The organism is Haloarchaeobius litoreus (genome assembly GCF_024495425.1).
Lineage (GTDB): Archaea > Halobacteriota > Halobacteria > Halobacteriales > Natrialbaceae > Haloarchaeobius > Haloarchaeobius litoreus.
Map to the genome: position 1 here is coordinate 1,030,468 of NZ_JANHJR010000003.1, position 21,458 is coordinate 1,051,925.

General features: G+C 67.7%; 15 protein-coding genes and 1 rRNA gene. 10 read left to right on the forward strand and 6 right to left on the reverse strand.

The genetic code is table 11. From position 1 onward, the window contains the following. Positions 1 to 147 precede the first annotated feature (147 nt). Positions 148 to 2,619: a twin-arginine translocase subunit TatC gene (locus NOW55_RS17570; RefSeq protein ID WP_256401410.1), complete on the reverse strand. Its 2,472-nt coding sequence runs from the start codon at positions 2,617 to 2,619 to the stop codon at positions 148 to 150. A 103-nt stretch (positions 2,620 to 2,722) separates the two neighbouring features. Between NOW55_RS17570 and tatC the strand changes: the two genes are divergently transcribed. The 3 genes from tatC (at position 2,723) to NOW55_RS17585 (ending at position 7,714) form a co-directional block, all read left to right on the forward strand. Next, complete coding sequence (tatC, locus tag NOW55_RS17575) at positions 2,723 to 4,330, forward strand: twin-arginine translocase subunit TatC (protein WP_256401411.1); 1,608 nt, start codon at positions 2,723 to 2,725, stop codon at positions 4,328 to 4,330. A gap of 54 nt (positions 4,331 to 4,384) precedes the next feature. Continuing rightward, positions 4,385 to 5,020: a histidine phosphatase family protein gene (locus tag NOW55_RS17580; RefSeq protein ID WP_256401412.1), complete on the forward strand. Its 636-nt coding sequence runs from the start codon at positions 4,385 to 4,387 to the stop codon at positions 5,018 to 5,020. 63 nt (positions 5,021 to 5,083) lie between these two features. Then, positions 5,084 to 7,714, forward strand: coding sequence for a DUF2298 domain-containing protein (locus NOW55_RS17585; protein WP_256401413.1), 2,631 nt, complete (start codon positions 5,084 to 5,086; stop codon positions 7,712 to 7,714). A gap of 21 nt (positions 7,715 to 7,735) precedes the next feature. Here the strand turns inward: NOW55_RS17585 and NOW55_RS17590 are convergent, their stop codons facing one another. The 3 genes from NOW55_RS17590 to NOW55_RS17600 all read right to left on the reverse strand — a co-directional run bounded on the left by NOW55_RS17590 (position 7,736) and on the right by NOW55_RS17600 (position 9,725). Next, on the reverse strand, positions 7,736 to 7,966 hold the full coding sequence (locus NOW55_RS17590; protein WP_256401414.1) for a hypothetical protein: 231 nt from the start codon (positions 7,964 to 7,966) through the stop codon (positions 7,736 to 7,738). 55 nt (positions 7,967 to 8,021) lie between these two features. Beyond that, complete coding sequence (locus NOW55_RS17595; protein WP_256401415.1) at positions 8,022 to 9,107, reverse strand: phosphotransferase family protein; 1,086 nt, start codon at positions 9,105 to 9,107, stop codon at positions 8,022 to 8,024. Positions 9,108 to 9,173: 66 nt separating this feature from the next. After that, positions 9,174 to 9,725, reverse strand: a complete 552-nt coding sequence (locus tag NOW55_RS17600; protein WP_256401416.1) for an HD domain-containing protein — start codon at positions 9,723 to 9,725, stop codon at positions 9,174 to 9,176. 326 nt (positions 9,726 to 10,051) lie between these two features. Between NOW55_RS17600 and NOW55_RS17605 the strand changes: the two genes are divergently transcribed. The 5 genes from NOW55_RS17605 (at position 10,052) to pheT (ending at position 17,410) form a co-directional block, all read left to right on the forward strand. Continuing rightward, complete coding sequence (locus tag NOW55_RS17605; RefSeq protein ID WP_256401417.1) at positions 10,052 to 12,025, forward strand: MutS-related protein; 1,974 nt, start codon at positions 10,052 to 10,054, stop codon at positions 12,023 to 12,025. Positions 12,026 to 12,139: 114 nt separating this feature from the next. Beyond that, a complete protein-coding gene (locus NOW55_RS17610; protein ID WP_256401418.1) occupies positions 12,140 to 12,301 on the forward strand; it encodes a DUF1059 domain-containing protein in 162 nt (53 codons plus the stop codon). 99 nt (positions 12,302 to 12,400) lie between these two features. Next, positions 12,401 to 13,531: an ORC1-type DNA replication protein gene (locus NOW55_RS17615; protein ID WP_256401419.1), complete on the forward strand. Its 1,131-nt coding sequence runs from the start codon at positions 12,401 to 12,403 to the stop codon at positions 13,529 to 13,531. A 601-nt stretch (positions 13,532 to 14,132) separates the two neighbouring features. Beyond that, positions 14,133 to 15,647 carry a phenylalanine--tRNA ligase subunit alpha gene (gene pheS / locus NOW55_RS17620; RefSeq protein WP_256401420.1) on the forward strand — a complete coding sequence of 505 codons (1,515 nt, stop codon included), beginning with the start codon at positions 14,133 to 14,135 and terminating at the stop codon, positions 15,645 to 15,647. After that, positions 15,647 to 17,410 carry a phenylalanine--tRNA ligase subunit beta gene (gene pheT / locus NOW55_RS17625; RefSeq protein ID WP_256401421.1) on the forward strand — a complete coding sequence of 588 codons (1,764 nt, stop codon included), beginning with the start codon at positions 15,647 to 15,649 and terminating at the stop codon, positions 17,408 to 17,410. Before pheS ends, pheT begins: the two co-directional genes overlap by 1 nt. A 411-nt stretch (positions 17,411 to 17,821) precedes the next feature. Here the strand turns inward: pheT and NOW55_RS17630 are convergent, their stop codons facing one another. Both NOW55_RS17630 and NOW55_RS17635 read right to left on the reverse strand, forming a co-directional pair. Then, the gene (locus tag NOW55_RS17630; RefSeq protein ID WP_256401423.1) at positions 17,822 to 18,877 is read right to left on the reverse strand and encodes a quinone-dependent dihydroorotate dehydrogenase; all 1,056 of its coding nucleotides are present in this window, start codon (positions 18,875 to 18,877) and stop codon (positions 17,822 to 17,824) included. Between the two features lie 62 nt (positions 18,878 to 18,939). Then, positions 18,940 to 19,137 (reverse strand): hypothetical protein, encoded by a 198-nt coding sequence (locus NOW55_RS17635; protein ID WP_089730978.1) that lies wholly within the window; start codon positions 19,135 to 19,137, stop codon positions 18,940 to 18,942. Positions 19,138 to 19,375: 238 nt separating this feature from the next. Here NOW55_RS17635 and NOW55_RS17640 point away from each other — a divergent pair, with 238 nt between their 5' ends. After that, complete coding sequence (locus tag NOW55_RS17640; RefSeq protein WP_256401424.1) at positions 19,376 to 19,681, forward strand: non-histone chromosomal MC1 family protein; 306 nt, start codon at positions 19,376 to 19,378, stop codon at positions 19,679 to 19,681. Between the two features lie 829 nt (positions 19,682 to 20,510). Next, positions 20,511 to 21,458, forward strand: a 16S ribosomal RNA gene (locus NOW55_RS17645); the annotation flags it as partial.

Below are 21,458 nucleotides of genomic sequence, written 5' to 3' on the forward strand. Positions count from 1 at the left end.
ACAGAGGAGGGTTGGGGGACACTCGCCCGGTCCGCTCCCCGTGAATCGTCCCTATCACGATGAGGTCGTGCGATCGACTCCAACAGCGTCGTCGACCGAGACGACGCGAACGAGTTGCGAGTGCGGATCGGCGTCGGGAGCGACCTATCAGGCCGCCTCGTCGGCGGCCGGCTCCTCGGGCTCGCCGCGACCGCCACCACCGCCACCACCGCGGAGCCGCCAGGGGACGGTCACGATACTGAGCAGGCCGAGGCCGAGCAGGTACGCGAGGGCGATGGGGATGGAGAGGACCAACATCGTCAGGACGCCCGACGGCGAGAACAGCGCCGCCGCGAGGAAGATGCTCACGACGATGGGCCGCCAGAACTCCCGGAACGTCCGGTACTTCACGATGTTGCCCCAGTGGAACAGCAGCATCGTGACGACGATGTCGATGAAGATGCCGATACCGAGGGTGGTGAAGAAGATGAGCCAGAAGAAGCTCTTCAGGCGGTAGGAGATGACCATGTCGGCCTGGATGGCGTCGGCGACCAGGTAGGAGATGATGGTCGGCGCGACGAGGAAGTAGCCGAGCACGCTCCCGATGGCGAAGCCGACGAACAGCGCGGCGCCCCAGACGAGGAACGTCGAGTTCTCGCCGGTCGAGACGATTCCGCGCTCCTTCATCGCTGGCCAGGCGTAGTACATGAACACCGGGAGTGCGGCGGCGACGCCGAACAGGAAGCTCACCTTCACCTCGAAGATGAGCGCCTCGACGGGGTGTAGCGCGACGATGAGGCCGACCTCGCTCGGGCCACCCATGCTGGCGACGATCTCCGAGTAGGGCTGGCCGCTGGCGACGGCTCCCGGGTTGGCGGGGCCGCTCGACGGGGCCTGCGAGACGCCCGGCGCGACGGTCATCGCGTCCATGAGCGGCTTCCCCGCCTCGAACGCCGTGTCGAAGCCGACGGCCGCGGGGTCGCCACGGACGGCCGGCGGGATGCGCTTGATGAAGTTCCGCTTGATGTCGCCCAGGCCGCCCGTGTACAGCCAGTAGAAGCTGCCGAACATGACGACCATGAACAGGCCGACGACGCGGAACAGCTTCGAGGTGATCGACTCGAAGATGAACATCACGTCGTAGTAGTAGCCGCCGATGTCATCCTCGGTCGTCTCGTCCTCGGTGAACGGGTCGACCATGCCGGCGGTGGTCCGCGAGAGGAAGCCACCCTCCTCCTCCTCGTCCTCGACGTAGTTCTCGTGGCTCTCGCGCTCCATCCCCATGCTGGTGGGGTCGGCGAGTGACTTCGGCTCGTCCTGGGCAGCCTGCTCGGCGGCTTCCTCCGCCTCACGGGCCGCCTCCGCCTCGTCGAAGCGGTCCAGCACCGCCTCGGCCTTGTCGGGTTCGTCGGCGTCCATCGCCTCGCGGGCGTAGCCGACGGCCTCCTCCTCGCTCATCTCCGCGAACACCTCGGGCGGGGCCGCCCGGACGCCCGCGGCGTCGAGCTGGCCGACGTCGATGGACGTGGGGTCGCCCGGCCGGGTCCCGCCCTTCGGGACGACCGGCAGGCGGAGCATGTTGATGGTGTAGATGACCAGCGCCGAGCCCGCGATGACGAACGCGCCCTGGAGACCGACGACAAACAGCGAGAGCGGGTCGCTCGTCGGGAAGAGCGGGCCGGGACGGACCATCGACGGGATGGCCGGGAACAGCTGCTCGGAGACGATCTGCGTCCCCTCGCTGGCGAAGAAGGTGGCGGTGCCGGCCGCCGAGGCGACGGCGATGCCGACGAACTGTAGCATCCGCTTCCGGAGCAGGTTCTGGTCTGGTGCGTTCGGCCCAGAGCCGCCGGCGCGGTTCAGGTTCGTGACGACCTTCGAGAAGCCCAGGCTCAGCACGTACAGCGAGATGAGCGGGATGGCCCACATGATCTGGGTGAACGGGTCCGGCGGGGAGAACAGCGCGCCGAAGACGAAGATGATGAGGAACGCGTAGCGCCAGTTGTCACGCCAGAACTCGTAGGAGACGAGCTCGACGTAGGAGAGCGACGACATCATGAGCGGGAGCTGGGCGGCGAGCCCGAACGAGAACGTGAGGAACACGATGAACTCGGTCCACATCGTGATGTCGTAGCTGGGCTTGATGGACGCGTTCACCGCGTTCGTCGCCAGGAACTCGAACATGAACGGGAAGAAGACGACGTACGCGTAGATGACGCCGAGGATGAACAGGATGAACACCGCCCCGACGATGCCGCCGATCTGCCAGCGCGACAGCGGCACGTCGGGCTGGAAGCCCCGCTGGGCCAGCGAGTCCTTCGCGAAGTAGAGCAGGAGCGGCAGCGCGAGCAGCGCGCCGACGATGACCCCGATCTTGAACTGGAGCAGGATGACGTCGAACGGCGTCCGGGCGATGACGTCGACCTGCAGGGCGATGTCGGGCGGCATCCGCTGTTTGGTGTTCTGCTGGAGGAAATCCCAGATGAACAGGCGAAGCGAGTAGATGGTCCCGATCATCCCGACGAGGAACACGATGAACACCTTCTGGAGATGCTTCTGGAGCGTTCGAAGCATCACACCGGCCGTCTCCCGCCCGCTGTTGATGCTTCGGGCGGTGTCCTCACCGATGACGGAACTCATTCGTTGGGGTAGCTTTCCACCTCTTTCACATCAATCTTCTTCTCCGAGTCGCCGACGGGGGTAAGAAAAGGTCTATAACGCGCGCGACTTCTACCTCTGGTAGATGCCGGAGGATCCGGACGATACGGGGCTCTCGAAGGACGACGAGCAGCCGCCACGCGAACCCGACCTCCCCGGTGGCGACCCCGCCGATGATTCCGCGGACGACGAGCCCGTGGAGTCGGTTGAGGAGGCAGCCGCCAGATCGGTGCGAGAGGCGGCCGACGACGCTCCGGACGAGCCGGCCGACGTCCCGGTCGAGTCGCCGGCGACCGGCGACGACATACACATGGGCCCGCACGACCCCACGCCGGCGGACGACGACGGCGACGGTCTCCCGAGCGAGGCCGACGGCGGCGAGGACGTGCCGGTCGGCCACGCCGCCGGTGCCACCCGGCCGAGCGAGGCCATCGGCGAGAACCCGACGACGCCCGGCGAACCGGGCGACCCGTTCGACGACGACGAGGAGTTCGAGGGGCCACCGGACGACGAGGAGCTGCCGCTGGCGGTCCACATCGAGGAGATGGTCCGCCGGCTGGGCATCGTCCTGCTCGCGGCGGCAGCGGCGAGCGCGCTCGCCATCCCGGCCTCCGAGCAGATCATCACGACGATGTGGTACGACCTGCTGCCGACGACGACGGAGATAACCCGCCCGCACGTGTACTCGCCGCTCGAGTTCATCCTGACGAAGATCAAGGTGGCGAGCCTGGCGGGCATCGTCGTCGCGCTCCCGCTGTTCGTCTACGAGTCCTACCTGTTCATGCGTCCCGGGCTCTACCCCAAGGAGCGCCGCTACTACCTCGCGTCCGTTCCGGTGAGCCTCGTGCTCGCGGTCGCGGGGATGGCCTTCGCGTACTTCCTCGTCCTCCCGGCGCTGTTCGAGTACTTCCTCTACTACACGGAGGGCTCTGCGAACATCGCGTTCGCGCTCTCGGACACGTTCAACCTCATCATCACGCTGATGGCGTTCCAGGCCATCGTCTTCCAGATTCCGCTGCTCATCATGCTCGCCATCATGATGGGAATCACGACCCGGCAGTGGCTCCAGGACCGCCGGCTGCTGTTCTGGGGCGCGTTCATGGGTATCTCGTTCCTGTTCTCGCCCGACCCGACCGGTGTCGCACCGTTCATCGTCGCCGCGTCGATGATCGGGCTGTTCGAGGGGACGCTGCTGCTGCTGAAGTGGACGCGTGAGACCTCGCCCGTGCCGACGGTCGCGGAGCTCCGGAACAGCCGCCCGAAGGTGTACGTGCTGGCCGGGCTGGTCGGCTACACGCTCGGTCCGTGGCCCATCCCGACGGGGTACTACGGCGACCTCCCGCCCGCGGTGACCGACGCGCTGGCGACGCTCGGGCTCGGTGACGCCACGTCGCTGCTGCTGGGAGCGGCCATCGTCTTCGTGTTCGAGCTGGTCGCCTACGTGAACAAGAACTACATCGGGAGCCTCCGGGCGTGGGACACCGTCCAGGCGACGCGCGTCCCGGTGTGGCTGGGTGCCATCGCCGTCGGCTACCTCGGCACCCCCGAGCCGCGCGCGGTCGAACTCGTCGAGCGGGTGACGCTGACCGAGGTCCAGGCCGGTGGCCTGGTCGTCGGGCTCGTCGTCCTCTTCGAGGCGGGACTGTTCGTCGCGCGCTGGCGGAGCAGCACCGACGACGGCGACGACGCCTGAGACCCCACGAGGGAGAGTCGGTACACACTTCTCTGCGGCCGACGACCATCCAGTATGGAGTCGGTCGCCGACGACGCGACGGTGGTGCTGGCACGCCACGGCGAGACGACGTGGAACCGCGAGCGGCGCATCCAGGGCTGGGCACCGACCTCGTTGACCGACACGGGGCGCGAACAGGCCCGGCGGCTGGGCACGCACCTCGCGGACAGCTACGACGTGGACCGGCTGGTCGCCTCGGACCTCCGGCGGACCCGCGAGACGGCGCGGCTCGTCGCCCGGCACGTCGCCTGTCCGGTCGACTACGACCGCGGCTGGCGGGAGCGGAGTTTCGGGGTGTATCAGGGGCTCTCCTACGAGACGTTGTTCGAGGGGCACCCGGAGTTCGCGGTCCACAAGATCGGCGTCGAGGCGGCACGGACCGACCCCGAGGGCGGCGAGTCCCTGCTCACGGCACGCGAGCGCGTGCTCGATGCGTGGAACCGGCTCGTCGCCGAGGTCCCCGATGGTGGGACGGTCGCGGTGGTCACCCACGGTGGCCCGCTGTACGTCCTTCTCGGCCACCTCCGCGGGCAGGACATCGTCACCGCACTCACCGAGCACGACCAGGGCAACTGTGCGGTGTCGGAGGTGCGACTGACCGAAGACGGCCCGGTCGTGGTCTGTGACGGCGACACCGACTACCGGGAGTAGGAGCCGGCTACCCGACTGCGGACTCCAGAAGGTTTACGCCGGATGGGCGGTGCGTTCGTACGTATGTTCGAGGTGTTCATCGTCGCGAAGTGGCTCCTCGTGTTCGCCGCCCTCGCCGTCATCGGTGCCCCCCTTGCAGCGGTGGTCTTCCGCCAGTTCCCCCGGCGCGGGGCCGCGTTCGCGATTCCCGCCGCACTGCTCCCGACCGTCCTCCTCGTGTTCTGGCTCGGCCAGGCGACGTTCGGCTCTCTCACCGTGTTCGCCAGCCTGCTCGTCGTCGTCGTCGTCTCCGGAATCGTCCTCCACCGTGGCGTCGAGCCGGACTGGCGCGGCGTCGCCGGCAGCTACGTCGTCTTCACGCTGGGCTTCCTGTTCCTGACCGCGTTCCGCGCGTACAACGCCGGTATCACGCCCGTCGGCGGCGAGCAGTTCCTCCACTTCGGACTGGTGAAGTCGCTGCTCCGGGCCGGCTCGCTCCCACCGGAGGACTTCTGGTTCGCCGGCGAACCCCTGCGGTACTACTACGGCACGCAGATGCAGGTCGCCATGATGGCGATGCTCACCGACACGCCCGCCCGGTACGCGTTCAACCTCGGCATCCCGGCGTTCTACGCGATGCTCGTCGTCGCCGCCTACGGGCTGGTCGGCACGGTCACCTCGCTCAAGGACCGTTCGTACCGCCTCGGCGGCGCGTTCGGCGTCTTCTTCGTCGCCATCGCGGGCGCGCTCACGACGTTCGTCCGGCTGGTGTTCGGTGCGCTCCCCATCGATGTGGCCGTCGAGTACGGCCAGCCCGCGTTCGGCTTCGTCGCCCGACGCTTCTACATCGGCGACGACGGCATCGAGACGATGGACCAGGCGATGCGGGCCGCCATCCAGGAGGGCGGCCACATGGACAGCTGGGGCTGGTGGTTCACCCGCTACGTCGTCCCCGGTACGCTCCAGGAGTTCCCGCTGTACTCGTTCATCAAGTCCGACCTCCACGGCCACGCGCTCGCGAACGGCTACATCCTCGTCGCCGCCGCGCTCGCGCTGGCGTACTACCTCACCCCCGCCGAGCACCGGCTCCGGCGGCTCGGCCTCGTCTACGGCGGTATCGGACTCATCGCGGGCGTCTTCGGCTTCATGAACACCTGGTCGCTCCCGACCGCGGTCGGACTCGCGTGGCTCGCGATGGCCGCCGCCGACGCACACCCGGCGACGCTGCTGCCCGGCGCGCTCGGCGAGCGCCTCCACTACGAGCCCGCGGTTTCGGCGGCTGCCGAGCCGGCGGAGGACGGGACGCCCGACACTGCGCCCGGCTCCGCGCTCGGTCGTCGGCTCGCCGCCGAGACGTGGCGGGTAGTCCTCGCGGGGGTGTTCGCCGCGCTCGTGGGTGTCCTCGGCGTCGCGCTCGCCTCGCCGTTCCTGATATTCGGACACGTGCCGACGAACGACGGCATCGGCTTCCTTCCCCCGAGAACCGGGCTCGCGCCGTTCCTCGTCATCTACGGCGGCATCGTGGCGCTGTTCGCCGGCTTCGTCCTCTACCGGAGCTGGCCCGAGATCCGCGCGCTGCCGACGTGGGCGTCCGTCGGCGGCGCGGTCGGTCTCCTCGCCGTCGGCGCGGTGCTCGTCCACGTGCTCGACTTCGCGGTGTTCGCGGTCGTCGGCCCCATCCTGCTCGGTATGTGGTGGCTCGTCCGAACCGACCGGGCCGGCTTCGAGGGCGTGCTCGTCGTCGCGGGCGTCGGACTCCTGCTCTCGTTCGAGGTGCTCCACGCCCGCGTCGCGCCGTACGACCTGCCGCGCTGGAACACGACGCTGAAGGTGGCGGTACAGGGCTGGACGCTCGCCGCCGCCGGGGCAGGGGGCATCACCGCACTCGTGCTCTCGGAGGCCTGGGACGCGCTCGCGAGCGAGTCCACGGCCGACGCGGACATGCCGGAGACGGCTGGCGTCGACGACGCCGGACCGGGGGCACAGGCGGACGACGCCGGTCCGCACACCCACGCCGACACGACGGCGGCGGCCGACGGCGGCTCCCCGGCACGGTCGTCTCTCGCGACGCTCGGCATCGCCGTCCTCGCCATCGGCGTCGTCCTCACGAGCACGCCGTTCGTCGCGCTGGCGTTCGCCGACGAGGTGAAAACGCCGTACGACGACGACGCGCCGGCGACCATCGACGGCCTCGCGACCCACGAGCGCTGGAAGGCCGAGGAGATCGAGGCCATCCACTGGCTCGACGACCGCGAGGGTCGCCCCGTCATCGTCGAACCCGTCGACACGCCGGTGCCCGACGACCCCGAACACATCTACGTCGAGTACGACTGGATCACGCCGGCCGCGACGCTGACCGGCCTGCCGACGGTGCTCGGCTGGGACCACCAGGTCAACTATCGCGGGGGCGAGGCGTACCTCCACCGCATGGAGCAGGTCGACGACATCTACACCGGCACCTGGGCGAACGCGACCAGCGCGCTCCGCGAGCACGACGTGCGGTACATCTACGTCGGCCCCCGCGCCAACGAGCTGTACGGCGGTGACATCCGGCAGTTCCACCACCACGACGGCATCTCGGTCGCCTTCGAGAACGACAAGGTGACCATCTACGCCGTCGACCACGACGAGCTCGCCGGCGACGACGACGAGTGGCCGGCCGAGGGGTCGGCGCGGTGGAACGGGACGGACGCGAACGCGACGGTCGCGGTCTGACCCGGTTCGTCTTCAGAGCCGTTACTGGACGCTGACGTTCGACTTCAATCGATACTCGTACTGCACCGAGCCGCGTCCCTCGACGGTTTTTCGTTCGACGTAGTCCGCTCTTGCCAGATCGGAGAGGACGCTCGAGGCCCCACCGGTGGAGTACCCGATTTCGTTCGCGACGTCGTGGCAATCCATCCAGTCTCGCGTCGACAACGCCTGACACACTCGTCCACGGTGTGAGTCCGCCTGTACGGTTGGCATGACCTATCGCTGACAGACGAACGGTATAAGCGTTCGCCCGTCGCCGGAATCCGTTCTACAGCGGCCGTTCGCCGTCGACGACGCCCTCCGCGAGCAGCGTCATGTGGTCGATGAACGGCTCGAAATCGGAGTCCTCGTCGTGTTCGACCCGGTAGCGGTGCAGATCCACCCAGACCGACGCGAGCGAGAACGCCGCCTGCACCCGGTAGAATCGCTCGTGCTTGAACGTCCGACCTGTCCGCTCCTCGTACCGGTCGACCAGCTCTCGCCGGGTTGGGCTTCCGGGGTCGGTCGTGAACGGCGCGAGCCCGCGTTCGTTCAGCTCGCGGAGGTGTGCGACTGTCCGCTCGTGCTCGGGGTAGCGCTCCGCGATGGCGTCGAGCGACGGTGTCGGGTCGTCCGCGTCGCCCCAGCGCAGCAGGAGGTAGCCGAGCTCGGTGAGCGGATCGCCGAGCAGCGCCGCCTCCCAGTCGAGGACGCCGGTTATCTCCGGCGTCTCCTCGCCCGCGAACAGGACGTTTCCGGGGCGGAAGTCGCCGTGGACGAGCGTCGTCTCCGGGTCTTCGGGCGCGTTCCCGACGAGCCACTCGCCGAGGGCCCGGAGCCGGTCGAACTCGCGGCCGGTCACCGCCGTGGCCTCGTCGAGCCGGTCGAGGCCGTTCTGGACCTGCTCGCGCGGGGTTCGGCGGTCGCACACGCCCTCGAACTGCTCGGGGTCGAGCGCGTGGACGTCTGCGAGGGTGTCGACCAGCGTGTGGGCGAGCTGTCGTCTCGCCGCCGGATGTCGGAACCGTTCGGGCAGGTCCGAGCCGAGGGGGACGACTTCGCCCGGCACGCGTGGGATGACGAAGAACGCGCCGTCCAGTATCGACGGGTCGTCGCAGTACAGCACCGGCTCCGGCGTCGGGAGGGGCGTGTCGTGGAGCCGTTCCATCACGCCGTACTCGTCGTGGAGCGCGTTGATGTACTGCCTGTCGCGGAGTTTGTTGGGCCGCCGCAGGACGTACTCCGTCTCGGGTGTCGACACCGCGAGGACGAGGTTGAGCCCGTCCGAGAGCGTCCCGACGGCCGCGATCTCGGCGTCCAGCTCGGTCGCGAGGTATGCTTCGAGGTCCGTTGTATCGAGGCTGGCGTCGGTCATCGGCGGAGAGACAGGGCTGCATTCAAAAAGGGTCCCGGCGGTATGACACGTCGGGACACGGGCGGGTCACACCGTCCGGAGGTCGTCGGTCGCGCGCGAGCGGATGGCCGCCGCCGCGACGGTGTCGGCGTGGGCGACGATGACCGCCTCCAGCGTCGCCGGTTCGACGGTCGTCCGGTGGGTGTGCGAGAGGACGATGTGGGCGAGTTCGACCGGCAGCCCGGCCCGCGCGACGAGGTGGACGCCGTAGTGGGGGTGCCCGAGGAGGTCGGACACCGGCGTCGCGTCCATCCCGTCGAACTCGGCGAGCTTGCTCACGTCGTGGACGAGCGCCCCCGCGACGACGGTGTCGAGCGACAGGTTGACGTCGCGGTGGTCGAGCAGGCTCTCGGCGAGGGCGAGTGCGCAGGCCGTGACCTCGCGGACGTGCTCGACCAGGTACTCGTCGTCGAGGCCGAGATCGCGTTGGGCCGGTGGGAACCAGGGGACCGCCGCGAGGTCGGTGACGCCGTGGTCGTCCATCGTGGTCGCCCAGGCCTCGACGACGCCGGCCCTGAGGTCGTCATCCTGGATGGCGTCGAGTTCGGGGAACGCCTCGCGGACGGTGTTCGCGTGCATGGTCGACAGTTCGGACTCCGGGATGAAACGTCTGCGTGGTCTCGGCACTCTCCCGCGTTCGCCGGAGTGTCGGCGATACCGGGCGTCGGCGGCGGGAGCTTTTTCGCCTAGCCGCGGATAGAGGAGGCCGATGGAACGCTCGTCGGAGCGCTCGGTCTCGCAGGCTCGACCTCGCGTTCCGACGGCCTCCCACTCACTCATGGCGCGGTTCTCACTCGCTTCGCTCGTTCCGACCCGCGCCGTTCGCTCGCGGGAGTGTCGGCGATACCGGCGTCGGTGCGAAGTCGGCGGGAGCTTTTTCGCCTAGCCGCGGATAGGGGAACCCGATGGAACTGTCGGCGATACCGGGCGTCGGCGCGAAGACGGCCGACGCGCTGGCCGAACTCGACGACCCCGAGGCGGCGTTACGGGCGGGTGACGTGGCGACGCTCTCGCGTGCGCCGGGCGTCTCCGAGGGGAGGGCGGCCCGCATCGCGCGGGCGGCCATCCGGACCGAACACGACGACCCGGGCGGCTTCCTCGCGACGGACCGCGCCCGCGAGGTGTACCGGGAGCTGCTCGGCGAGCTGCAGGCCCGGACCGTGACCGACTACGGGGCCAAGCGGATGGAGACGTTCTACCCGAGCGCGGCGCGGTCGCGCATCGACGAGGTACGCGCGTTCACCGAGTGCGCGATGGACCGCGAGGTTTCGGAGGGGGTGCTCGACGCGCTGGCGGGCGTCGAACCCCTGCAGGAGCCCCGGGACGTGTCGGTCCGGGACCGCTGTCTGGCGACGACCGACGGCGAGACGTACGCGCGGGCCCGGGAGGCGATTCCGGAGCTCCCGGTCGAGGTCGTCGACGACGCACGCGGGCTGGCCGACCTCGCGCGGGGCTACTCGACCGTCGTCGCGCTGGACGAGACGTTCGCCGGCGTCGAGGTCGAAGGGGACGTGCGGGTCGAGCCCGACACGCTGTCGGACCCCGTCGAGGTCGTGCCGGAGCGTGCGCTGGCGTTCTTCGCGACGAACCGCGACCGCATCCGGGCGGCCATCGCGGTGCATCGCGCCGCGGGGCTGGACGCGCCCTGCGACCTCGACGACCTGGAATCGGCGCTCTCGGGGCTGGCCGAGGACGGCGGCATCGCGGGCGACGAGGAGGTCGACCGGCTCGCGACCGCGCTCGACGACCTCGACGCGGCGGTCGGGATGGCCGAGAGCGTGGCGAACGACCGGCTGCGGGAGGCCATCGAGGAGCGCGACGTGACCATCGAGGGCGCGGACCTGCTCTCGCTGGTCGAGCGCGGGGCCGGGGTCGACTCGCTCCTCTCTCGCGAACTCGCCGACGAGTACGCAGCGGCCGTCGACGCCGCGCGGGACCACCTCGTCGAGAGCCTCGATCTGGACGCGGGCGAGGCCGAGGTCGCCCGGCGAGCCTTCGGCGACGAACCGACGTACCCCGTCGAGCACGAGGAGTCGGTGGTCTCGCGGCTCCGCGAGGACGTGAACGCCGCGAAGGAGCGGCGCGAGACCCGGCTGAAGCGCGAACTGGCCGACGAGCTGGCGGACCGGCGCGCCGACGCGGAGGCGCTCGTGGGGGCGGCGCTCGAGCTCGACGTGGAGCTCGCGGTCGCGCGCTTCGCCGCGGACTACGACTGCACGCTCCCCGCCTTCGACGGCTCGGGTATCGAGATCGAGGGTGGCCGGTCGCTCCTGCTCGACGTGACCCACGACGAGGTCGACCCGGTGGACTACGGCATCGACGGCGTCGCGCTCCTGTCCGGGGTGAACTCCGGCGGCAAGACCTCGACGCTCGACCTCGTGGCGAGCGTGGTCGTCCTCGCACAGATGGGGTTGCCCGTCCCCGCGAAGTCGGTGCGGCTCCAGCGGTTCTCGGCGCTGCACTACCACGCGAAGACCCAGGGGACCCTCGACGCGGGCGCGTTCGAGTCCACGGTTCGGGAGTTCGCCGACGTGGCCGACGGCGGCGCGGACTCGCTGGTGCTCGTCGACGAGCTGGAGTCGATCACGGAGCCGGGGGCGTCGGCCAAGATCATCGCGGGCATCCTCGAAGCGCTGGAGGAGAACGGCGCGTCGGCGGTGTTCGTCTCCCACCTCGCGGGCGAGATACGTGAGACGGCGAACTTCTCCGTCACTGTCGACGGCATCGAGGCGGTCGGGCTGGTCGACGGCGAGCTCGTCGTGAACCGCTCGCCCGTGAAGGACCACCTCGCGCGCTCGACGCCTGAGCTCATCGTCGAGAAGCTCGCCGGCGAGTCCGAGGGCGCGTTCTACGACCGGCTGCTGGAGAAGTTCGAGTGAGGGGGCTACGGAGACGGTGGTAACGTCGACTTATCGGTGTCCTGGCGAGTCAGCCGTCGTTACCCGCCAGCTAGGTGGTTCATGTCGAAGTGGCCCGCTCGCGTAGCCGGATCCATGGCGAAATCATTCGGTTGTAGCCAGGAGGGCTGTGCGTTCGAGATACACTCCGAGGACGAGGGCGAGATCGTGTCGATGGTCAGAGAGCACGCCCAGAACGTCCACGGGATGTCGATGAACGAGGGCGACATCAAAAGCGGCATCCAGGAGATGCACTGAACCGGGCAGGGAAACCGGGCAGAACCGTCGCGACCATTTTCGGCCGTCTGACGCGAGTCTGCCGAAGGACTAAGTACTCAGCGTAGCGTGGTGAAAGTGATGGCTGAGGACCCTCCAGACGAGGGAATGTTGGGCTGGGACGAGTCCGTCTTCCGCAACGAGCGGGTGTTCGAGATCGACTACGTCCCCGAGACGTTCAAACATCGCGAGACCCAGACTCAGAGCCTGCAGTACGTCCTCCGCCCCGCCGTCCGGGGGTCCCGTCCTCTCAACGCCGTCGTCCGCGGCCCGCCTGGCACCGGGAAGACCACGGCCGTCCAGAAGCTCTTCTCGGAGCTCCAGGCGGAGACCAGCGACGTGCGCACCGTCCGGGTGAACTGCCAGATGAACGCGACGCGCTACTCGGTGTTCTCCCGGCTGTTCGAGGGGATGTTCGACTACGAGCCGCCCGCCTCGGGCATCTCGTTCAAGAAGCTGTTCTCGCAGGTCACGGAGCGACTCGTCGACGAGGACGAGGTGCTCGTCGTCGCGCTCGACGACGTGAACTACCTGTTCTACGAGAGCGAGGCCTCAGATACGCTGTACTCGCTGCTCCGGGCCCACGAGGAGCACTCCGGCGCGCGCATCGGCGTCATCGTCGTCTCCTCGGACCCGAACCTGAACGTGATGGACGAGCTCGACTCACGGGTGCAGTCCGTCTTCCGGCCCGAGGACATCTACTTCCCGCCGTACGACGAGGGCGAGATCGTCGAGATCCTCCGCGAGCGCGTCAAACGCGGCTTCCAGGACGACGTGATCCCGGCCCCGATCCTCGACCTCGTCGCCGAGTTCACCGCCGAGACCGGCGACCTCCGCGTCGGCATCGACCTGCTCCGCCGCGCCGGCCTCCACGCCGAGATGCGCGCATCCCGCACCGTCGAGGAGCAGGACGTGAAGGCGGCCTACGAGAAGTCGAAGTACGTCCACCTCCGACGCTCGCTGGAGGGCCTGAGCGAGTCCGAACTCGCGCTCGTCGAGGTCATCGCCGAGTGCGAGGGCGAACGCGCCGGCGACGTGTACGAAATATTCCACGAGCGCACCGGACTGGGCTACACCCGCTACTCGGAGATCGTCAACAAGCTCGACGACCTCGGCATCGTCGAGACGGAGTACGCCGAGGTCGAGGGTCGTGGCCGGTCGCGGGAGCTGACGCTGGAGTACGACCGCGAGGCCGTGCTCGACCGGCTGTAGATTCAATTCGGTGGTTCTGGTCGTTCTTGCCTTCTGGAGCGAATGCTTTCTGTAGCTCCCCGGTCAGCCGGGTGGCGCGCGGCTGGCGAGCGTGCCGAGCCTTGCGAGGCCGCGAGCAGACACTCGTGCGAGGGACGAGGAGCGCAGGAACGAGCACCGCAGGAGGCTGGGGAGGTATGAGGTGCGGTGCGGTCGCTGTCGGGTGGGACTGAAAGGGGCGGCGGGCTACACGAATCTCGGCGAAGCAAGCACCGCAGGAACGAGGAGCGCAGCGAGGCGCGGGAGTGTAGCCCGCCGGGGCTTTCTGGCTGTTCGCGGTTCCAGAGTGTCCTGCGCCTATCGGATAGTCGCCCGACACAAACGAACTCACACGCTGACCGAAGGCTTTTGCCCGACTAACAGAAACGAGGGAGCATGGCAGCCGAATCCCGCCATCGAGGTATCGCAGGCAAGCGCGGTCGTCGCGACACCCTGGGGTTCGGCTTTTTTGCGCTGGCGTGAGCGCGGCGGACTCGGCGGACGGCGACCAATCCGCCGTCGGCCGACGAAATCGCGCGCTCGTCCGGAATAGCTAACTGAGAGACGCGAGCATCCACCACCAATGCAACTACCAGGGACACAGGTTTCGGTGCTCGAAGCCGCGAGCGCCACCGACGCGAGGTCGGTGTCTGCGCTGGCCGACGAGCTCGGGGAGAAGCCCGAGACGGTCGTCGGCGCGGTGTTCGAGCTACAGGACAGCGGCCTCCTCACGGTCGAGGAGCGAACCGAGGAGCGAGTCGCACTCACCGACGAAGGTGAGACGTACGTCGAGTCGGGGCTGCCGGAGGTCCGGCTCTACCGGGCGGCCGTCGAGGTCGGGGCGACCGACGAGCCCGTCTCGATGGGACAGGTCATCGGGGCGTCCGGGCTGGAGGGCGGTGCGGTCGACATCGCGCTGGCGAACTACGCCCGGAAGGGCTACGGACGGATCGACGCGGGCGAGCTGACGGCGGACCCGGACGCCGACCCCGACGCGGACGGGGAGGCGACGGTGCTGGCCGCGCTCGCCGACGGGCGCGTGGACGCCGGCGACATCGAGGCGTCGGTGCGCGAGCAGCTGGTGAGCCGCGACCTCGTCACCGTCTCGGAGTCGACCGAGCGGCTGGTCACGCTGACTGACGAGGGCGTGACCGTGCTGATGGAAGGCGTCGAGGCGGCGGAGACCGTCGGCCAGCTCACACCCGAACTGCTCACGAGCGGCGAGTGGCAGGACGTCGAGTTCGCCGAGTACAACGTCGAGGCCGACGCGGAGACGCGCTACGGCGGCAAGAAGCACATCCTGCGCCAGACCGCAGACAGGGTGAAGGACACCCTCGTCGGGATGGGTTTCAAGGAGATGGAGGGCCCCCACGCCGACGCGGAGTTCTGGATCAACGACTGCCTGTTCATGCCACAGGACCACCCCGCGCGCACGCACTGGGACCAGTTCGCGCTGGACGTGCCGCCGATGCAGGACCTCCCTGCGGACCTCGTCGACCGGGTCGAGGACGCCCACCGCAACGGCGTCGGCCCGGACGGCGATGGCTACCACTCGCCGTGGACCGAAGACGTGGCCCGGGGCGTCGACCTGCGCGGGCACACCACCTCGCTGTCGATGCGCTACCTGTCGGGCCACGCCGAGGGCGAGCTGGAGCCGCCGCAACGGTACTTCTCGGTGGAGAAGGTGTACCGGAACGACACGCTCGACGCGACCCACCTGCTGGAGTTCTTCCAGATCGAGGGCTGGGTGATGGCCGAGGACCTCTCGGTGCGCGACCTGATGGGCACGTTCACGGAGTTCTACGAGCAGTTCGGCATCACCGACCTGGAGTTCAAGCCCCACTACAACCCGTACACGGAGCCGAGCTTCGAGCTGTTCGGCGAGCACCCCGAGACGGGCGAGATCGTCGAGATCGGTAACTCGGGCATCTTCCGCGAGGAGGTGCTCCGCCCGCTCGGCGTCGACTGCGACGTGATGGCCTGGGGGCTCGCGCTGGAGCGCCTGCTGATGCTCACCCACGGCTTCGAGGACATCCGCGACGTGCACGGGACGCTCGTGGACCTCGACTTCCTGCGGACCGAGGAGGTGGTGCACTGATGCCCGTCGTCGACGTGAATCCCGACGAGCTGCGCCGGCTCACCGGCCACGACGAGAAGGACGACGAGGAGCTGAAGGACGACCTGTTCGGCCTCGGGCTGGAGTTCGAGGGCGAGACGGAGGAGGGCGAGTTCCAGCTCGAGTTCGCTCCCGACCGGCTCGACCGCCTGAGCGTCGAGGGCGTCGCGCGCAGCCTGCGCTACCAGTACGGCGACGACCGCGGCGTCTACGTGCCGAACACGAACGACGCCGACTGGACCATCGAGGTCGACGCGTCGGTGCCCGACGAGCGGCCGTTCGTCACCGGCGCGGTCATCCGCGACGTGAGCCTCGACGAGGCCGCGCTCGACTCGCTCATCCAGCTGCAGGAGAAGCTCCACGCGACCATGGGTCGCAAGCGCGTCAAGGGTGCCATCGGTATCCACGACCTGACGATGCTGAAGGGCAAGCTGGCCAGCGAGGGTGGCGGCAACAGCATCCAGTACGTCGGCGTCGAGCCCGACGGGGACCGGTTCGTCCCGCTCGACAGCGACCGGGAGCTGACCCCGGGCGAGGTGCTCACCGAGCACCAGACCGGGAAGGAGTACGCCGACATCGTCGCCGACTACGAGCGCTACCCCGCCATCTACGACGACATCGGGCTGTTCTCGTTCCCGCCGGTCATCAACGGCCGCCGGACCGAGGTCAGCACGGAGTCGCGGGACCTGTTCGTCGAGATGACCGGCACCGACCAGTGGACCATCGACAAGATGCTGAACATCGTCTGCTACGCGCTCGACGCCCGCGGCGCGACCGTCGAGGAGGTCACCGTCGACTACCCCGACGACCCGGTCTACGCGGACGAGAGTATCGAACGGGTCGACCCCGGCGTCGACCTCGTGCGGCCGGCCCTCTCGACCAGCGAGAAGCACGTCACGCACGACCGCATCGAGGGCCTGCTCGGCGTCGACCTGGACCCCGACGAGGTCGTCGATCTGCTCGAACGGTCCGGGCTCGACGCCACCACCGAGGAGACGGAGGACGGCGAGCTCACCTATCGGGTCGACGTGCCGCCGTACCGCGTCGACGTGCTCCACCCGCTCGACCTCGTCGACGACGTGGGCCGCGCGTACGGCTTCAACGAGCTGGAGCCCCAGTACCCCGAGGTCGGCACCGTCGGGGGGCGTCACGACCGCTCCAACCTCGAAGACGCCGTGCGCGACCAGCTCGTGGGACTGGGCTTCACCGACCTGCTCAACTTCCACATGACCAACGAGGAAGAGAACTACGAGCGGATGCGCGTCCACCCCGACGAGCACGACTGCGTCGGCGCGGGCGAGCCCGTCACCATCACCGAGCCCTACAGCGAGGACTACACCATGGTCCGGTCGTGGGCGCTCCCGTCGCTCGCGATGGTGCTGGAGAACAACACCCACCGCTCGTACCCGCAGGACATCGCCGAGGTCGGCTTCGCAGCGGAGTACGACGCAGCCGAGGACACCTACGTCGGCGAACGCCACACCGTCGCCGGTGCGCTCGCCCGCCACGACGCCTCCTACGAGGACGCCAAGGCCGTGTTGCAGGCACTCGCGCGGGACTTCGACGTGGAGCTGTCGACGCCGCCGACCGAGCACCCGTCGTTCATCGACGGACGGACAGCGTCGGTCGTGATGGACGATGCGGAGGTTGGAGTGGTGGGTGAGCTGCATCCGGCCGTGCTCGTGGAACACGATCTGGAGCTTCCGGTCGTCGCGTTCGAGTTCCGGCTCGATGCGCTGAAGTAACTCGTCTCTCTTGTCGCGATTTCTGTCGTTTGGTTCGATGGACTGGTTTCGGTTATGGGAACTGCTGGTGACGACGACGCCCAGAAAGCCCCTGCTCGCTCGACTCCCGGGACCACAACTGCGCTCCTCGCTCCGCTCCGGTGCTTGTTGGGTCCGGGTTCGTCGAGCGAGCAGCCCCTTTCAATCCCACCGTCGGAGCTGCGGTCCGACGAGCCCCCGTTCGCTCGCAGGCTCCCTCGCTCATCCCTCGCACGGAATGGCTCGACGCGCTCGCTGTCGCTCACGGGTCGCACGCTCCCCGTTCGCAGTCGCGGTTCTCACTCGCTAGCGCTCGCTCCGAACCGCGCACCGCTCGCGCAGTCTCGCCAGTCGCGCGCCACGTGGATAGCTCAGAAATCGTCGCAAGCTAGTTTAGAGGTCAGCGCCGACGGCGTCTTCCACGGAGTCGAAGCCGTCGCGTTCCAGCAGGTCGAGCAGGCCCTCGTTGATGTCGCGGGCGAGGCAGGGCCCCTCGTAGACGAGCGCGGTGTAGAGCTGGACGAGGGAGGCCCCGGCGCGGATCTTCCGGTAGGCGCCCTCCGCGGAGGCGACACCGCCGACGCCGACGACGGGGACGTCGACGCGCTCGGCGACGAAGCGGACCATCTCCGTGGCGCGCTCCTCGATGGGTGCGCCGGAGAGCCCGCCCGTCTCGTCCGCGTTCGCGTGCGTGAGCGAGTCCGGCCGGTCGGTCGTGGTGTTCGTGGCGACGACACCGTCGAGGCCCAACTCGTCGACGAGGTCGAGTGCGGTCTCGACGGCGGGGTCGGGCAGGTCCGGCGAGAGCTTCACGAGGAGGGGGTCCGCGCCGGCGTCGACCAGCTCGCCGAGGATGGCCGCCATCTCGTCGCGGTTCTGGAGGTCGCGAAAGCCCTCCGAGTTCGGGCAGGAGACGTTGACGACGCAGAAGTCCGCGGCGTCGCCGACGCGCTCGTAGGTGTAGCGGTAGTCCGCGGGTGCCTCCTCGGTGGGCGTGTGTTCGGACTTCGCGAGGTTGACGCCCACGGGCACGTCCGGCAGGTCGGACTCGTGGAGCCGCCGACCGACGCGGTCCGCGCCCTGGTTGTTCAGCCCCATGCGGTTGATGATCGCGCGGTCGCTCGGGAGGCGGAACATGCGTGGGCGGGGATTCCCCGGCTGTGCCTCGGCGGTGACGCCTCCGACCTCGACGTGGCCGAAGCCGAGGGCGGCGACCGCACGCGGAACCTCGGCGTTCTTGTCGAAGCCCGCGGCGACGCCGACGGGGTTCGGGAACGACTGACCGAACGCCCCGACGGCCAGCCTGTCGTCGTCGACGGTGTAGCGACGCGCGAGCAGTCGCTCGACCGGCGTCCCCTGGACAGCCGACAGGCCCCGGTGGACGGTCTCGTGGGCGGTCTCGGCGTCAAGACGGAACAGCAGCGGTCTCGCGACATCGTACGCGTCCATACGTCGGGAAGCGGCGCGGCTGCGGGTAAATCTCCCGAAACAGCCGTGGGGATGGTACGGCGTTAGAACTCGTGTTCGACTTCGTCTTGGTCTGCCTTCTGGATGATTATCTTGTCCTCGCGCACGCGGACGAACACCTCGTCGCCGATGTCCATGCCTGCAACTGCGAGCTCGTCTTCGTGGAGGTTGATGTGGACGTTGTGGTATTCGCCGTTCTCGTCTTTGGCGCCACTCGGGCTCAACTTCTTTTTCCGTACCATCGCGGTAGTCTATCTCGTGTGTTCGCCATAGGATGTACTTAAGTGTTTTCTACGTCTCGACGCCACAGACCACCGCGGGCGAGAGTTTCGGTGGGGTAAAACCGGCGAAAATCGGGCGTTCGAACGACGAAATCCACCCCCGAACCGGGCATCATTTATAAACACATCGTCGCCGTCCCCCGTTTTTGGGGATATATTTATGGTGGGGCATGCGCTCAATGAGCATGGAGGGACAATCATGGTACGTGAAGATGGTAAGCGAAACTTCGCGCTGCGCGAGGACAGTGGTGAGGAGAGCGTCTTCTCAGGCAACACCCCACGGCAGGCCGCACTGAAGGCCGCCCGCCGACTCGATCCCGCGCCGAGCGAGGACGACGCGGACCGCACCGAGATCCGACTCCGCGAGAAAGGAACCGACAAGGTACACATCTACGACGGCTGGGCCTGGAACGAGACGGCTCCCGACGACAAACCCGACTGGATGCCCGAGGAGATCACGGAGGCGAACGTCTCGAAGAAAGGCATCGACCACCTCGAGGACTGAGTCGCCACTTCCTCACTCGCACGTGCGTTCGCACGTGTGGAACAAACTACCCTATTTGATCCGGACCACGAGCGAGTAGCCCGCAGGCTCGAAAGGCGTTTGTGGGCGGAGCGTCGAGTGGAGGGTGCGCGGTTCTATCCCGACCAGACCGGACGCACACGCGAGGGATGACCGGTCGGCCTCCGCCCGCGCGACATCGTTCTGTAACGGGCACCGAGCACGATAACCAGTCTCACGTCATGCGGTTCACACGCCGCCGATGGTTCGACGGCCTTAAGTGTATCATCGCTCTTCGATAGAATGCAAACGACGTGGCGCGACGCGCCACTCCCTCCGGCCGCGATCCGGCTCGGAGGCAGGAACGTCTCCGGTGCTCTCCGGGCGACGGTTCGCCTCGGTTCGAAGGCCTTATGTACTACACGAGGCCTCCGATACTAATGCAACCGCCCGCCGACATCCACGTCGGCGTTGGCACGAACCGACGCCCTTATACGTCACAGGGCATTCGGATACGAACGCGAAAGACGACGCGATTTGGGGCACGTTCAACTCGTGCCTCAGTCACGGACCAACGTTCGAGGGGCCGCCCTCGGAGAACGACTCCGATGGGTTTAAGATGTCTTCTCGACAATGTTCAGGTCCGTAAGGAAATGAGGATTCCACCCCTGCGGTCCGCCGTACACGATGGAATCTGATGTTAGCCTTGGTAGTTCGGTGACGCTCGATCGGCCATGCCGATTGGCTCACCGGACTCGGACCACGCAATGTGATATGGATGCACCGTTCACGCGGTGCACCCGCCAAGCCCCCCGAGCTTACGCTCGGGAGCATTCCGGTTGATCCTGCCGGAGGTCATTGCTATTGGAGTTCGATTTAGCCATGCTAGTTGCACGAATTCATATTCGTAGCAGATAGCTCAGTAACACGTGGCCAAACTACCCTATGGAGAACGATAACCTCGGGAAACTGAGGCTAATAGTTCATACGGCTCTCTCCCTGGAACTGGGTTGAGCCCGAAATGCTACGGCGCCATAGGATGTGGCTGCGGCCGATTAGGTAGACGGTGGGGTAACGGCCCACCGTGCCAATAATCGGTACGGGTTGTGAGAGCAAGAGCCCGGAGACGGTATCTGAGACAAGATACCGGGCCCTACGGGGCGCAGCAGGCGCGAAAACTTTACACTGCACGACAGTGCGATAAGGGAACTCCAAGTGCGAGGGCATAGAGCCCTCGCTTTTCTGTACCGTAGGGTGGTACAGGAATAAGAGCTGGGCAAGACCGGTGCCAGCCGCCGCGGTAACACCGGCAGCTCGAGTGATGACCGATATTATTGGGCCTAAAGCGTCCGTAGCTGGCCGAGAGGGTCCGTCGGGAAATCTGCTCGCTCAACGAGCAGGCGTCCGGCGGAAACCAATCGGCTTGGGACCGGAAGACCTGAGGGGTACGTCTGGGGTAGGAGTGAAATCCCGTAATCCTGGACGGACCACCGGTGGCGAAAGCGCCTCAGGAAGACGGATCCGACAGTGAGGGACGAAAGCTGGGGTCACGAACCGGATTAGATACCCGGGTAGTCCCAGCTGTAAACGATGCTCACTAGGTGTGGCACTGGCTACGAGCCAGTGCTGTGCCGTAGGGAAGCCGTGAAGTGAGCCGCCTGGGAAGTACGTCCGCAAGGATGAAACTTAAAGGAATTGGCGGGGGAGCACTACAACCGGAGGAGCCTGCGGTTTAATTGGACTCAACGCCGGACATCTCACCAGCTCCGACAGTATGCAG